This window comes from Streptomyces sp. NPDC041784, from assembly GCF_055591025.1.
On sequence record NZ_JBVJAB010000037.1, the window covers coordinates 39638 to 53764 of the forward strand.

Below are 14127 nucleotides of genomic sequence, written 5' to 3' on the forward strand. Positions count from 1 at the left end.
GGGGGGGCGCGGGGGGTAGTTCTCCGGGGCCGAGAGGGGTGGTGTGTGCCTCTTGTGTTGGTCCGGGTCGGGGGGGGGGGGGGGGGTGCCCCCCCCCCCCCCCCCCCCGGGCCGGGAGTGGGAACGGCTGTCCCGTGTGCTGGCCGAGGCGAGCCTGTGCGCCTTCGGGCGGCGGATCCCGCCCGCCGCGCGCAGCCTCGCCCGCGCCTACGGGGACCGGCTGGCGGGATGGGACCCATGACCGGGATCGGGATCGAGGTGGACGGCATCGGCCTTGAGGTGCCTGACGGGGCGTCCCTGCTCACGGCGGTACGGGCGGCCGGGATCGAGTTGCCGCGCTGTGCTCCGACGACCGGCTCAGCCCTGCCGGTTCCTGCCGTACGTGTCTGGTACGGGCCGGTGGCCGCGTCGTGGCCGCGTGTGTCACCCCCGTTTCCCCCGGTGTCCCCGTCGAAACCGCCACCGACGATCTCGTGTCTCTGCGCAGGGCCGCGGTGGAGCTCATCGTCTCCGCTCTGCCGTCCCGGGCCCTCGCCGACGGCAACCCCAGTGAACTGGCGGATGTCTGCCGGTCGATGGGCATCGGCCCCGAGGCGGCGCAGGGTGCCGGAGGCCGGGGCGGGGACGACTCACACCCCTACGTCCGTCTCGACCGGGACCTGTGCATCGCCTGCGGCCGGTGTGTGCGCTACGGGGTCAATCTGCTGCGCGGTCAGAACAACGTCCAGGGCGCTTCCGACATGGGCGCCCTGCCGGACGTACTGCCCGGGTGCGGAAGGGTCACCGACACGGCCGTCCGTGCGCGGGCGGAGGACCCGGTGGCCCCGGTAATCAGGATCATGACTGAACCCCTGATAGTGCGTGTGTCGATAGTCGATCTTGCACGGTGGGTGATCGCAGTTCGTATCGCGGGAAGACGTCACGGACGAGCCGTGTGCCAGGACCATCGGCAGGCGGCCTCACGTCGGCTGCTGGTGCGTGGTTCAGGCGGACTGTCCGGCGGTGGCCGCCGTCTCGCGGCGCTGAGCCCGCAGCAGTCGGCGGCCCTGCTCGCCCTTGGCCCAGGTGTGGGAGCCGGGCTTGCGTGCCTCGTTCACCAGCTGCTTGATGGTGTGCTTGCACACGAGTTCCTTCACCTTCGCGCCTGTTCGGCCGCCAAGGTGGAGCCGCTTGGCGGTGTCGTCCTTGTGGGCGAACTGGAAGATGCCTGCGCGGCGCCCCAGGCTGATGCACTGGCCGGCGAACCCCAGGTCGATCGGTGCGGGCCGCTTGCTCGCGATGCGGCTGAGCACCGTGTCGGCGGCGTGTGCGCCCAGAGGGCCCGCGGCCTGGCAGCTCATCCGGAACGGCATGTCCGACGGTGCCGCCGAGTCCCCGGCGGCGACGATCCGCTCGTCGTCGACGCTCGTCAGGGTCTCGTCGGTGAGCAGGCGGCCCAGGGCGTCGGTGGTGAGCCCGCTGCGGGCGGCCAGGTCCGGCACGCCGAACCCGGCGGTCCAGATGGTGACCTCGCTCGGCAGCTCACGGCCGTCGCCGAGGCGCACGGTGTCGCGGGTCACTTCCGTGACCTTCGTGTCGGGGCCCTGCAGCACGGTCACACCGAGGCGGGCCAGCCGCTCGGCGACCGAGCGGCGGCCGTTCGGGTGCAGGTAGGGCCCGAGCAGCCCGCCGCAGACCAGGGTCACGGTGCGGCCCGCCTCCGCCAGTTCGGCGGCGGTCTCGATGCCGGTCGGGCCGGCTCCGACCACCATCACGGGGGCCGTGGCGGGAGCGGCGTCGAGGACCGACCGCAGCCGCTGCGCCTCCTCGAACGTGGCGATCGGGTGGGCGAACTCGGCAGCTCCGGGCACACCCGGGTCGGCGCTGCCGCTGCCCACCGCGTAGATCAGGTAGTCGTAGCCGACCGTGTCGCCGTTCGCCAGCTCCACCCCGCGCCCCGTCGCGTCGATCCGGGTCACGGTGTCGACCACCAACCGGACGCGCTCGCCCAGGACCTTCCGGTAGTCGCTGACGGCCTCGTGCGTCCCGCCCGCCAGCTGGTGCAGTCGGATCCGCTCGACGAAGTCCGGGCGGCAGTTGATCAGCGTCACGGTCACGTCGTCGCGCTGCATCAGCCGGTTGGCCGCCATGACCCCGGCGTAACCGCCGCCGATCACGACGACTTCGGTGTTCTCAGCCATGGTTTCTTTCCTCCGCTTTCAGGGATTCGCACGCGAGATGTCGACTTGGCACGCCATAACGGCGTGCAGGACGGATCAGCCGAGGCGCTCCGGCACCGAGCCGCGGAGCGGGGTGGAGTCCAGGTACCGGACCTCGTAGATGCGTTCGCTGAACTTCCAGCCGCCGGCGGTTCGCTCGTAACGGTCGTGGTACAAGGCGTAGTTCAGGTGCGAGCTGCCGTCGCGCATCCGTCCGAACTCCTGGATGTACGCGCGGCCGGCCGCGGTGTCGCCGTCCAGCCGGATGACGCCGGGGTGGACATTCTGCACGAAGAACTCCCAGAGCAACTGGCCCCACTCGATCCCCGCGCGGATCTCCTCGCGGCCGACGAACTCCTTGTCGATGTGCGGCCAGCGCATGGCGCCCTCAGGCGTGAACAGCGAGACGGCCCGGTCGAAGTCACGCATCATCACCGCGTCCGTGAGCTCGGCTCGCAGCGCATCTATCTCGATGCGATCGGCGATGGCCCGCATGTCGCCCATCGGTTTCCCTCCCCATCCATGTGTGCGTCAGGCGTGTGCCGCCTGTCCGGTGGTGATGTATCCAGCATCGGTGCGGGCGGGCCAGCGGAACAATGTAAGGTTCCTTGGGCTATTCATAATGTGGCGGTTATGTATGGACGGGGGTTGTGCATGGAGCTACGTGACATCGAGATCTTCCTGACCTTGGCCGAGGAGCTGCACTTCGCCCGCACCGCGGAGCGGCTTCATGTGTCCCAGGCCCGCGTCAGTCAGGCCATCGCCAAGCAGGAACGGCGCCTCGGCGTCGTCCTGTTCGACCGCACCAGCCGGCGCGTCGCCCTGACCCCGGTCGGCCGGCGTCTCCGCGAGGACCTCCAGCAGGCCGTCGACCTTCTCCGGGAGGGGCTCGCGCGCGCCGAAGCGGCCGGCGCGGGGACGGGGCAGACCCTGCGCCTGGGTGTGTTCGGCCATGCCGGCCACGAACTGCGGCCCCTCATCGAGGCCTTCCGCTCCCGCCACCCCGGCAGCGATGTCCAGTTTGGCGAGATCTACGGCAGCAACCCGTTCACCGCGCTGCGCACCGGAGAGCACGACGCGCACGTGCTGTGGCTTCCGGTGGCCGAACCGGACCTCACGGTCGGCCCGACCGTGCTGACCGGAGGCCGCGTGCTCGCCGTGGCGGCAGACCATCCGCTGGCCGAGCGCGGCATCGCGTCGCTGGAGGACCTCGGCGACAACCATGTCGTCGACCTCGGCCCCGACGCCCCCGAGTACTGGATCGCGGCCATGATCCCCACGCGTACGCCGCTCGGCCGCCGTATCCCGCGCGGGCCCGCCGCGCGGACTTTCCACGAGGTTCTCTCCCTGGTCGCCTCCGGACAGTGTGTCCACCCGCTGGGCGAGATCGCCGCCCGCTACAACCGTCCCCCCGGCATCGTCTTCCTCCCCCTTCACGACGCCCCCACCATCCACTGGGCCCTCGCGTGGCGATCCACCGCCGACGGCCCCACCCTCCGAGCACTGGCCCAGACCGCCGCTGACCTCGGTCCCATCTCCCTGTGACAGCCGATGACGGGCAGCTGATCGGGTAGCGCAAGCCCCGCCGGTTCGACCGGAGTCGGCAGCGCCGGCCTGGCCCCGCTCCGGGCGGCTGGGGAGAGCCGACGCCGCGAGGGGCGTTTGTTTACCTGCATCACGGGTCGGCGATGCAGGCGTCGGCCGTGGCGGTGGTGTCGGCCAGCAGCCGGGCCGCGCGGTCGTCGCCGCAGCTGTTGGCCGCGGCGATCCGGCGGGCGATCTCGCCCATGGCGGCCGGGTCCTTCAGCCGGCGCTCGCCGGGGTCGACGTGACGGCGGTCGATGGGGCGCAGCAGGCGGGCGGCGTCCACGACGTCGGCGAGGCGGTACTGGTCGGCGTCGGCGTAGCGGACTGTGTTGGTCAGCACGGCGGGGATGCCCAGCTGGTCGCCGAGCGTGAGGGTGCGGGCGGCCAGGAGCAGTGAGCCGGTGCCGGTGCCGGCGAGGCCGAACCAGCAGGATTCCAGGCGCAGTTGGATGCCAGGCAGCTGCCGCCAGAGGGCGAGGAGGTGTTCGGCGAGGTCGCTGCTGCCGGCGGCCAGGACACGGATGGGCTCGGAGGCGGGGCCGAGCAGCACGGTCAGCCCCTGGTTCCAGTCGATGGCATTGAGGAAGACAGGGGCTTTGAGACAGACGGCCGGGGCCGCCGGGCTGCGTGACCGCCGTTTCACGGCGGCCGGAGTGAGAACATCGCGGCCGGCCTCCACTGCTTGCCCGTAGCCCTGTCACCCCTCGGCCCTGCGAAGTGCGCGGTGTCCAAGGTGCCCTGAGTATTCGTCGGACCTGCACGATGTTCAAGGTCCCCTCTTCCAGAGCGGCTTGTAGCCCCACGGCGCTCATTGAACGGGTGGATTCCCCGCCCAGCGCCGGGCCGGCCTCCCAAGATGCGTCACGCCCGGATACTTGACCGCGCTCTCATCCACACACCGCCGCCATCTGACAGCAGCCCCCGGCGGGTCCGAGCGAACAGATGGAGAGCCATGGACGAGCACGGCGGCCACATGCACCACACAGTCGGACACCCGGAACCCGACGCCCCTGCCTTCCACGGCATGGCGGTGGTGGGCGACGACACTCCCTTCCTCTCCCACCTGTCGATGCCCGGACCACCGCACAACGAGCAGACGATCGTGCAAGCTGCCTTCGGGGCTGCCCACCGCGCCTATCGCAACGACCGCATGGCGCACCCGGAAGCCCGGCTCTACACCTTTGTCCCCGAGGTGTTCACGCTCTCCGACCTCTATCCCGGCGAGGCCGGCGAACCGCCCGCCCGCACGTCGTTCACCGGAAGTCTGTTCCGCAACCACTTCGAACATTCGAATCCGGCGAACTGACACCCCACTGACGCAGCGTCCCCCTGCGACCGTCACCAGGAGAGCCGGGGATACCAGTCGCCACAGCCTTGCGGCGTGAGGTCGAGCATTTGCCAGACGAGGCTGAGCAGGTCGGTGGCCTGCTGACCGTCGCCGTCGGCCATCCGCACACGGGTGCTGTAGTAGTGGCGGACCGCGCCGCCTTCGTCGCGGGTGAACACCGACAAGGTGGCGTCCTGGCCGACGGCGGAGTCAAGGGTGCCGGCCTGGTGGTCGGCGACCGAATGGAAGCCGCCGGTCGACATCGTGCGCGAGGCGCAGGGGCCGGTCCTGTTCCTTGCCGCACATGAAGTGGCAGAGCAGCAGCGGCCGGTCAGGGCCGGAGAACAGCTCACTGAGCCGGACCTCGCGCACCGGATCGTCCGCTGCCAGGTCGGCCGGCCCCTCATGGAACAGATAGTCCTCGACGTCCGGACCCTCGGGCAGGCGTCACTTCACTGGATTCGTTGCCGAGGTCGAACACGCGCATGTTCCTCCTCATCAGTCGCCGTTCGGCGCGGCACACCCGCCCAGAAGAACAGGTCGGTCCCCCGCGGTGTGCCAGGCGCACAACGCGGTTCACCGTTCACCTGAAACGACCATTGCCGCTCGTCCCCCGGACATCGCCTCGGAACACATGCCGGCACCGGGTTGCAGCGGCTTGCCACCAGATTGCGACCACCCACGATCGGGGGGACGATGGATGCGTCCTCCACGGCTGGGTCGTATCGCCGGACTCGAGTGCGGGTGGCTGGCGAACTCTCAGCGCTGCCGCACCTCGTAAGGACGAGAGCGGTGCACAGCACCGGCCGGCTGAAGGAGAGCCGTTCCGGTCCGTCGTCATGTGCTCCGCGGCCGGCTGAGCCGGAGAAGCATCACGGGCCTGTCGATCCCGAACCTCTCACCCTCACCGGGAGCTGACATGAATCTCGATGACGTCGCACGCTGCGAGATCCATCCCACGATCGGCATCGCCCGGGTGGGCAACAGCCCCGACGGCTTCTTCATCGGCTCGGAGTCCCCCGGGATCCCGTCGAGTGCGTCCGGCGGTTTCAAGGACGCCGACGGGCGGATCAAGCGTCAGGCCGCCCGGTTCCGTGTGTACGCCTATGACCGGGCCGGCACCGTCCTGGGCGAGCTCACCTCGGCCGAGGCGCAGATCGTCTGGACCGCCGAACTGGCCAATGCCAAGGGTGAGTGGTTCAAGTTCGCCGGGCGCTTCCATGAGTCCACCGCCGACTCCAACCGCCGTAATCGGCACATCGATCCCGCTGATCCCGCCGCTCGGGCGCGATTGGTCATCCGGCCGGGGCCGCGCAGTGTGACCGGTCCGTCCCAGGACGGCACGGATGCCAGGTTCGACACCGGGACCTTCCTGGACACCCCGGTACCGCTGGGCGAACTGCGCACCGACGAGGCGGGCCGGCTGCTCGTCCTCGGCGGCTTCGGCACGTCGGCTTCGGTCGAGCCCGCCAATCCGCTCCGCCACTACGCCAACAATGACGGCTGGCACGACGACGTCTCCGACGGCCCGGTCAGCGCAACCGTGCGCCTGGGCCCGGACGGACGCCATGTCCCGGTGACCTCGGCGTGGTGCGTGGTGGGCCCGCCCGATTACGCCTCCCCCGTACCGAGCCTGGTCACCCTGTACGACGTCGCCCTGGAGGTCGCCCGCGCATCGGGCGGACTGCCCACCCCGCCGGAGGTCTCCTTCACGCGCGACATCTACCCGCTGCTCGCCCGCCCGGTCTGGTTCGCATGGGTCAACAAGAAAGCGCGAGAGATGCACGGCGACCCTCGGCGCAACTTCCTCACGCCGAGCCGTCTCGCCCGGCTGTCCTCGAACACCCCGGACAACGCCACTGCGCGTCAGATCGTCTTCAAGAGGTTGCGCAAGCCCGGACTGGTGGACGACACCAGCCAGGCAAACGCGGGGTTCATGCCCGTCCTGTCCGGCGATGACGGGGACGCTCAGCGCAACAAGCCACGGACGTGGCTGGCGCTGTTGCCCGGCCAGTACGCGCGGATGCAGCGCTGGGCCGCCGGCGACTTCCTGGCCGACTGGACGGGAGTGCCCGCCCCGCTCCCGTTCGAGGCTCTCGCGCCGGCCGACCAGCCCCACGCCCTGGTGCGGGCCGCGCTGGAAACGGCGAGCGGCGGCGGATTCTTCCCGGGCATCGAGATGACGTATATCGCTGACCGGCAGTCCACCTGGGCAGCACCCTTCCGGCTGCGTGAAGATCTGGTCGCCGGAGATGTCACCAAGTACATGGCCCTGCCCTGGCAGGCCGACTTCTACATGTGCATGGACCACTGGTGGCCGGCCTCCCGCCCCGATGAAGTCCTTCCCGAGCCGGCGCACGACGGGCTGGTACAGGACGCGGCGGCCGGGGCGTTCCAGGAGTGGGACCGCGGTGTCGGGGACGGTGAAAACGCCGAAAAAGGTATGAACGAGATGGTCGAGAAGTGGAGCACTCTCGGGTTCATCGTCGCCCGGACGATGCCGAACGGCGACGTGATCCTGGTCGAGACGGAACGGACCGACCACGAGACCGGGTAGGCCGGGCAGAGGCGGGAGCGGCACGTTGGACAGCGGCGGGCCGAGCGGCTGTGGGAGGGGCCGGCGCTTCGACGTTCTCGTCGCCGGCGCAGGCCCCGCCGGGTGTGCAGCCTCGCTGCCCCTCGTCCGGGCAGGGGCGAGCGTCGTCCTCGTTTCCCCGGTGAGCTCCCTTGACTGGCGGGTGGGAGAGAGTCTCGCTCCCACCGCCCGCCCGCTTCTCGAACGACTGGGGGTGCTCGACGGGCTCGTCGGCGCTGGGCACGCTCCCTGCTACGGCAACCAGGCCGCCTGGGGCCAGGATGCGCTCACCGCGGTGGACCACCAGCTCGGTCCGTACGGCGAGGGCTGGCATCTGGACCGCACCCGGTTCGACGCCGCCCTCCTGGAAGCGACCCGCGCCAGTGGTGCTCTCTGGCTCGCCGGACATGTCCGCGACGCCCGTCGGCATCGGGACCACTGGCAGATCACCACTGGCGAGGGCGGTGTGCTGGAGGCCGGTTATCTGGTGGACGCCACGGGCCGGGCCGCTCGGCTGGCTCGTCGCGTCGGGGCGGCGCGCACCCGCTCCGACCGCCTGATCGCGGTCGCCGGGCTGTTGGGCCCGCCGAGGAAGCAGGCCGCCCACCTGGACCGCACGTCGCTGGTGCAGGCCACTCGCTGGGGCTGGTGGTACACCGCCCCGCTACCCGGTGGTGAGCGGATCCTCATGGCCATGACCGATGCCGATCTCCTCGCCGGCCTACGCCTGCTCGACCCGGGCGTGTGGTGGACCCAGGCGCAGGATGCCGGTCATGTCCGGGAACGGATCGCCGGCTGGGAGCGACCGCTGCGGCGGCTGCGGGTGCTCGCCGCCGGCTCGGCCTGCGCCACTCCCGCGGCCGGCCCGGGCTGGGTAGCGGTGGGAGACGCCGCCACCGCCACTGACCCGCTGGCTGCCCGGGGGATCGTCACCGCACTGGCCACCGGCCTGGTCGGGGCGCGGGCGATCCTGGCTGCCTGGGCCGGTGACGCCCATGCCATGACGGCCTACGCCCGCCGTATGACGGCCGTTCACGCCGAGTACCTGGAGACAAGGGCCGCACAGTACCGCCGGGAACAACGCTGGGACACCCCGTTCTGGAACCGTCGGCACTGAGCGGTGTGATTCTGCCGGAAGGTCTCGCGACCACACCACCGTCAAGGCGGTGCCGCCCGCCAGACGCAGCCTGCCGTCTTTGAGGCGGAAGCCGCGCCGGGTGTAGTTCAGCGTTGGCAGCGTCTCGCGCTTCTTCTTCCACTTCGGCATCCCGGCCCGGCGGTGCTGCGGAACCCGACCGCGGATGTCCTTCTGAGCCTTGGCCTTGGACCTGCCGAAATCCCGGATGAGTTGCTGCTGCGGAACGCTGGAGCCCTCACGCAGCCACGGCGTGCAAGCACGGGCGTCGGTCAGCATCTTGTCGGGCTGCGCCGGGCCGCAGGTACGCTTGACGGTCCCCTCGGGACGGTTCTTGTTCCAAGCGTGGGCCTGCTTCGACTTGGCCACGCACTCGTTCCACACCCACCGGCACCGGTCCCACTCCGCCATCAGCAGCATGTGGGCGGTGGACGACAAGCGAAGCCGGAACGTGTACCGGGCATGCCCCGCTCCGTCAGCCGCTGCCGCTTCCGCCACACCCTCACCCCCGCGCGAAGTTCCGCTCACCCACCCCTGTCGGACGACCGTACGTACGAGATCCACACGCCCCGCCCCTCTCCCGTCACGATCACACCCATCAACGAACATGAGCACATGCGTTCGCCCGCACTCGGCTCCGCCGAGCAGGTCGCAGCGGCGCTCCCCGTCGCTGTCACGGGATGCGGTTCCTCCCCGGCGTAAACGCCGGGGCCTCCTCGCGAGAGACCAGGTGACGCGGTTGCCCGTGCTGTGTACGACGTCGTGCCGCGTAGCCGCCAGGACAGACCGTTGCTTGCGGGCTCCATTGTTCGCCACCAAGCCCGGAGCGGACGAGAGCCGCACCGTCAGTCGCGCGCTGCGCGACGACTGCGGGCAACGCGCCGATCTCATGCACGTACTGTTCGGGCAACCACAGCCGCCGCGGTCAAGCGCGTACAGGTGTCATAGGCATCCAGCGACGGGGTGAACGTGCTGCACCGCTCCACGAGCCTCCAGCACATCCCGTCTGTGTTGACGTTGTTGCCCTCGATCCGGTGGGCGGTGGTGGAGACGCCCTGCAGGAAGCCGTCGGGAAAGCGGAGACCGTCGGCGGTGACCTTCATCGCTGGGCCTTTGCTGGGCCTTTCCGGAGGGGAGTTCGGGTCAGCGCGGTGACGGGCCGGGCCAGATGGCGGAGGCGTCGTCGCGGTGGGGGTCGGGCAGCCGGATCGGGCGGACGGGGATGGGGTGTTCGCGTCCTTCGGTGACGGCTGTCCACGGGGCGGGGTGCCCGGAGTAGCACAGGGTGGTCAGTGCGAAGACGTTGTCGGCGTAGACCTCGACGTATTCGCCGATGGTGAGGACGCGCAGGGTCGCGGCGGGTTCGGTCAGGACGGTCTCGCCGAGCCGGGTGCCGTCGGGGCCGGTGACCCAGAGGTTCTTGCCGTCACAGCCGACGGCGAGAGTGGAACGGTCACCGCCCGGGCCGTCGGTGCGCAGGGTGATCTCGACCGGACCGGATATGCCGATGTCGCCGACCGCGTGCAGGACGGGGCGGTCCGTCTCTTCGCCGAGCCAGACGTTCAAGCCGGCCCACCATTCCAGGCGGGGGGCCGAATCGACGGGCGTGACGAGGGACTTGGGCTGGGTGAGCATGCCGCGGCAGCGGTCACCGGTGTCGCTGAGGCCGACGCGGCGGGGCGTGGTGTGCAGGACGACGCGGGAGCCGTCGGGCGCCGCGATGACACGGGGGGCGTAGGCGCCGGTCGGGCCAAGAGGTCCGCGCCGGGTCCAGGGGCCCCGCAGGCTCGGGGCGGTCCATGCCTCGAAGCCGCGGGTGGCGCCGATGGAGCCGAGCAGCAGCCAGGAGCCGTCGTCGAGGCGTTCCAGGACCGGGCACTCCAGCTCGTCGACGTCGCCGGGTGACAGGAGCGGCGGGTGGACGGTCCAGTGCTCCAGGTCGTCGGAGGTGGCCCAGGCGACGCAGCCGCTGACCTCCACCGGGAGGGAGGCGTCGCTGGCACAGACGGCCATGACCCAGCCGTCGGTCTCGTCGTCGCGTACGACGAACGGGTCGCGCCAGCCCATGCGTTCGCCGGTGCGGTACCAGCGCGGGTCCGCCTCGACGACCGGCCCGGTCCCATGGCGCCGCCAGCCGGTGCCGTCGGTGCGGTCGGAGTACGCCAGCCCGACCGACTGGACCGGCCAGCCGCCCGGCGTGAGACCGGAGACGCCGGTGTAGAACATCGCCATTCCGTCGCCGTGCCGGACGGGGTGCATGGTCCACACGGCCTGCTGGTCGAAGCGGCCGGGCAGCCCATTGCCGAAGGCGGTGCCCTGCGGCTGCCAGTGGACCAGGTCGGTGGAGGTAGCCCGGCCGTAGGACGTCTCCATCCGCAGATGGTCGAATTCCGGTGTCCAGGGCCCCTGCAGGTGCAGCACCGTGTACGTGCCGTCCTCTTCGCGCAGGAGGGCGAAGTCGTTCACGCAGAGGCCGGGCGGGGCGTATCGCATGCACAAGTTCCTGTCGGCTCCACAGCGCCCAAACGCGTGCGCTGACGCTTGATAACAACAAGGTCTCCTGAGGACCGGCCCAAGTAAATATGAACGCAAACGCTTGCGCAACACAGTGGGTGGGTTTACGGTCGCGTCACCCCCAGATCACACCGACGTGAAATCAACAGGAGGAATGCGCCGTGACGGCCAGCATCACCGATGTCGCCCAGGCGGTCGGCGTCTCCGCGTCCACCGTGTCCCGCGCCCTGCGCGGCCGACCGGGCGTGTCCGACGAGGTGCGGGACCGGATCGCGGCCGTCGCCGCCCAGCTCGGCTACACCGCGTCCCGTTCCGCGTCGAGCCTGGCCAGCGGCCGCACCTTCACCATCGGGGTCGTGGTGCCGTATGTGGGCCGCTGGTTCTTCGGCACCGTGCTGGACGCCGCCGAGAAGGTGTTCAGCGCCGCCGGGTACGACGTGCTGCTGTACAACCTCGGCTCGCCGGAGACACGCAAGCGTTTCTTCACCAAGATGCCGGTCCGCAAGCGGGTGGACGCGGTGCTGACGCTCCTCATCCCCGACGAGGAGGAGTCCGCCGCGCTGCGCTCGCTGGGGGTGCCGCTGGCCATCACGGTCGGCGGCGCCCGGCCAGGCTTCACCGTGGTCGGCATCGACGACCGGGCCGGCGCCGAGAGCGCCGTACGACATCTGGTCAACCTCGGCCACCGCCGCATCGGCATGATCTCGGGCGCCAGCGGGCCGCTGCACTGGACGACTCCCCTCGAGCGCCGCCAGGCGTACCTGGACGTCCTGGCCGACGCCGGGATAGAGCACGATGCGGCCCTGGAGGCGGACGGTGACTACACCGTCGAGGGCGGCGAGCGGGCCATGACCGAACTGCTGGCCGTCTCTCGCCCGCCGTCCGCCGTGTTCGCGCAGTCCGACGAGATGGCGATGGGCGCCCTGCGCGCCCTGCGCAGGCACCGGCTGAAGGTGCCGGACGACGTGTCCGTCGTCGGCTTCGACGACCACGAACTCGCCGACGTGGTCGGCCTGACCACCGTTGCCCAGCCGGTCGCCGACCAAGGCGCCGAGGCCGCCCGGCTGCTCCTGCGACAGGTGGACGAACCCGACGCCGAACCACCCGCCGAGCAGGTGCAGATGCCTATCCGCCTCGTCCTGCGCGAGACCACCGCCCCGCCGCACCCGCGCGGACCGCAGTAACTCCCCGAACCCCACACCCCCACGCCCGCACACCACGTCAGCACGTCATCGCGTCAGCGCGTCAGCGCGTCAGCACGTCAGCGCGTCAGCACGTCAGCGCGTCAGCGCGTCGAACCCTCGCCACAGCACGGAGGCACAGCCATGAGCTCGACCAGCAGAAAGTACCGCCGCACCGCCAGCACGGGCCTGGCCCTCGTCCCCCTGGTGGCGCTGGCCGCCTGCGGCTCGGGCGGCGGAACTGATGCCTCCGCCGAGGCCGGGAGCGGCAAGGGCACCATCAGTGTCTGGGCCCACCAGGGCCAGAAGAACGAGGCCAGCGCACTGCAGAACGCGGTGAAGTCCTTCAACTCCTCACAGAACAAGATCAAGGTCGATCTCAAGCTGATACCCGAGGCCGACTACACCAAGACCATCACCGCCACCAGCGCCTCCGAGCTGCCGGACGTGCTGGAGTTCGACGGCCCGACCATGGCGAACTTCGTCTACAACAAGAAGCTCGCGCCGATCGACACGTACGTCTCCGCCAAGACCATGGACAACGCCACCGACGCGAGCAAGGCGCAGGGCGAGGTCGGCGGCAAGCACTACGGCCTGGGCATGTTCGACTCCGGGCTGGGGATCTACGGCAACAAGAAGCTGCTCGACGCGGCCGGGGTGAAGTATCCGACCAGCCTGTCCGACGACTGGACGGCAGCTCAGTTCACCGCCGCGCTCAAGGCGCTGAAGGCCAAGGACTCCGACGGCAAGACCCTCGACCTCCAGGAGACCGGCGGCTACGCCAACGAGTGGGGCACCTACGGCTTCGCCCCGATCGTCTGGTCCGCGGGCGGCTCCCTTCTCAAGGACGGCAAGGCGGAAGGCGCCCTCGACACCCCGGCCGTGGTCTCGGCCCTGAAGACCTTCCAGTCCTGGAAGACCTACGTCGACCCCAACACCGACGGCAACGCCTTCGCCAAGGGCCGCGTCGCCCTGAGCTGGGTCGGCCACTGGATGTACCCCGCCTACAGCCAGGCGCTGGGCGACGACCTCGTCGTGCTGCCGCTGCCGGACTTCGGCAACGGCCCCAAGACCGGCCAGGGCTCCTGGGCCTGGGGCATCGGCGCGGACACCAAGAACGCCAAGGCCGCCGGCGCGTTCCTGGACACCCTCCTGGACGACGCCAACGTCGCCGCCATGACGACGGCCAATGGGGCGGTGCCCGCCACCAAGACGGCGCTCGCCAAGAGCAGCCTGTACAAGCAGGGCGGCCCGCTCCAGCTCTTCGCCGACCAGCTCGCCAAGCCGTGCGGCGACAGCGACATCACCAAGTCCTGCGTCGCCGTCACCCGCCCGGTGACCGCCGGATACCCCACCGTCACCGCGAAGTTCAGCGAGGCCCTGAACTCCATCTACGGCGGTGCCGACCCCAAGAGCGCCCTGGAGAAGGCCGCCCGCGCCGTCGACCAGGACTTCTCCGACAACGCCGGATACAAGATCCCGTAGGACCCATCGGCCGGGGGGGGGGGGGGGGGGGGGGGAGGGCAGGCGGGGGGAGGGAGAGCCCCCGAAGTCCATTGGGACAGCGTACCCCGCGCCAGCCCGGACGGGGGAGGGCCCACCCCCCCCAC

At 70.5% G+C, this 14127-nt stretch carries 12 protein-coding genes and 1 pseudogene; 6 read left to right on the forward strand and 7 right to left on the reverse strand.

Annotated elements, in window-relative coordinates; genetic code table 11:
- Positions 1–983: 983 nt before the first annotated feature.
- Both ACZ6D7_RS41595 and ACZ6D7_RS41600 read right to left on the reverse strand, forming a co-directional pair.
- Positions 984–2180, reverse strand: coding sequence for an NAD(P)/FAD-dependent oxidoreductase (locus ACZ6D7_RS41595; RefSeq protein ID WP_469502543.1), 1197 nt, complete (start codon positions 2178–2180; stop codon positions 984–986).
- A 75-nt stretch (positions 2181–2255) separates the two neighbouring features.
- Complete coding sequence (locus ACZ6D7_RS41600) at positions 2256–2702, reverse strand: nuclear transport factor 2 family protein (protein WP_469502546.1); 447 nt, start codon at positions 2700–2702, stop codon at positions 2256–2258.
- 150 nt (positions 2703–2852) lie between these two features.
- Between ACZ6D7_RS41600 and ACZ6D7_RS41605 the strand changes: the two genes are divergently transcribed.
- Positions 2853–3743, forward strand: coding sequence for a LysR family transcriptional regulator (locus tag ACZ6D7_RS41605; protein ID WP_469502549.1), 891 nt, complete (start codon positions 2853–2855; stop codon positions 3741–3743).
- A gap of 130 nt (positions 3744–3873) precedes the next feature.
- Here ACZ6D7_RS41605 and ACZ6D7_RS41610 read toward each other — a convergent pair whose 3' ends face one another.
- A complete protein-coding gene (locus ACZ6D7_RS41610) occupies positions 3874–4428 on the reverse strand; it encodes a hypothetical protein (protein WP_469502551.1) in 555 nt (184 codons plus the stop codon).
- Positions 4429–4737: 309 nt separating this feature from the next.
- Between ACZ6D7_RS41610 and ACZ6D7_RS41615 the strand changes: the two genes are divergently transcribed.
- Complete coding sequence (locus ACZ6D7_RS41615) at positions 4738–5091, forward strand: hypothetical protein (RefSeq protein WP_469502553.1); 354 nt, start codon at positions 4738–4740, stop codon at positions 5089–5091.
- Positions 5092–5123: 32 nt separating this feature from the next.
- Here the strand turns inward: ACZ6D7_RS41615 and ACZ6D7_RS41620 are convergent, their stop codons facing one another.
- Positions 5124–5375: a DUF899 family protein gene (locus tag ACZ6D7_RS41620; RefSeq protein ID WP_469502556.1), complete on the reverse strand. Its 252-nt coding sequence runs from the start codon at positions 5373–5375 to the stop codon at positions 5124–5126.
- A 656-nt stretch (positions 5376–6031) separates the two neighbouring features.
- On the opposite strand from ACZ6D7_RS41620, the gene ACZ6D7_RS41625 reads away from it, so the two are divergent.
- On the forward strand, positions 6032–7669 hold the full coding sequence (locus tag ACZ6D7_RS41625) for a LodA/GoxA family CTQ-dependent oxidase (protein WP_469502559.1): 1638 nt from the start codon (positions 6032–6034) through the stop codon (positions 7667–7669).
- A 25-nt stretch (positions 7670–7694) separates the two neighbouring features.
- On the forward strand, positions 7695–8804 hold the full coding sequence (locus ACZ6D7_RS41630; RefSeq protein WP_469502561.1) for an NAD(P)/FAD-dependent oxidoreductase: 1110 nt from the start codon (positions 7695–7697) through the stop codon (positions 8802–8804).
- A gap of 9 nt (positions 8805–8813) precedes the next feature.
- Here ACZ6D7_RS41630 and ACZ6D7_RS41635 read toward each other — a convergent pair.
- From ACZ6D7_RS41635 to ACZ6D7_RS41645, 3 genes and pseudogenes are all read right to left on the reverse strand, one after another.
- Positions 8814–9320: pseudogene (locus tag ACZ6D7_RS41635) on the reverse strand (nuclease/transposase family protein); the annotation flags it as partial.
- A 389-nt stretch (positions 9321–9709) separates the two neighbouring features.
- A complete protein-coding gene (locus ACZ6D7_RS41640; protein WP_469502564.1) occupies positions 9710–9925 on the reverse strand; it encodes a hypothetical protein in 216 nt (71 codons plus the stop codon).
- A 40-nt stretch (positions 9926–9965) separates the two neighbouring features.
- Entirely contained in the window at positions 9966–11315 is a 1350-nt protein-coding gene (locus ACZ6D7_RS41645; protein WP_469502567.1) for a glycoside hydrolase family protein, read from the reverse strand.
- Positions 11316–11497: 182 nt separating this feature from the next.
- Between ACZ6D7_RS41645 and ACZ6D7_RS41650 the strand changes: the two genes are divergently transcribed.
- Positions 11498–12520: a LacI family DNA-binding transcriptional regulator gene (locus tag ACZ6D7_RS41650; protein WP_469502570.1), complete on the forward strand. Its 1023-nt coding sequence runs from the start codon at positions 11498–11500 to the stop codon at positions 12518–12520.
- Positions 12521–12661: 141 nt separating this feature from the next.
- Positions 12662–14002, forward strand: coding sequence for an ABC transporter substrate-binding protein (locus ACZ6D7_RS41655; protein WP_469502572.1), 1341 nt, complete (start codon positions 12662–12664; stop codon positions 14000–14002).
- Positions 14003–14127: the final 125 nt, after the last annotated feature.

Coding starts and splice junctions, on each gene's coding strand:
- ACZ6D7_RS41595 (WP_469502543.1), bottom strand. CDS start 2,180: ATGGCTGAGAACACCGAAGTCGTCGTGATCGGCGGCGGTTACGCCGGG.
- ACZ6D7_RS41600 (WP_469502546.1), bottom strand. CDS start 2,702: ATGGGCGACATGCGGGCCATCGCCGATCGCATCGAGATAGATGCGCTG.
- ACZ6D7_RS41605 (WP_469502549.1), top strand. CDS start 2,853: ATGGAGCTACGTGACATCGAGATCTTCCTGACCTTGGCCGAGGAGCTG.
- ACZ6D7_RS41615 (WP_469502553.1), top strand. CDS start 4,738: ATGGACGAGCACGGCGGCCACATGCACCACACAGTCGGACACCCGGAA.
- ACZ6D7_RS41620 (WP_469502556.1), bottom strand. CDS start 5,375: ATGTCGACCGGCGGCTTCCATTCGGTCGCCGACCACCAGGCCGGCACC.
- ACZ6D7_RS41625 (WP_469502559.1), top strand. CDS start 6,032: ATGAATCTCGATGACGTCGCACGCTGCGAGATCCATCCCACGATCGGC.
- ACZ6D7_RS41640 (WP_469502564.1), bottom strand. CDS start 9,925: ATGAAGGTCACCGCCGACGGTCTCCGCTTTCCCGACGGCTTCCTGCAG.
- ACZ6D7_RS41645 (WP_469502567.1), bottom strand. CDS start 11,315: ATGCGATACGCCCCGCCCGGCCTCTGCGTGAACGACTTCGCCCTCCTG.
- ACZ6D7_RS41655 (WP_469502572.1), top strand. CDS start 12,662: ATGAGCTCGACCAGCAGAAAGTACCGCCGCACCGCCAGCACGGGCCTG.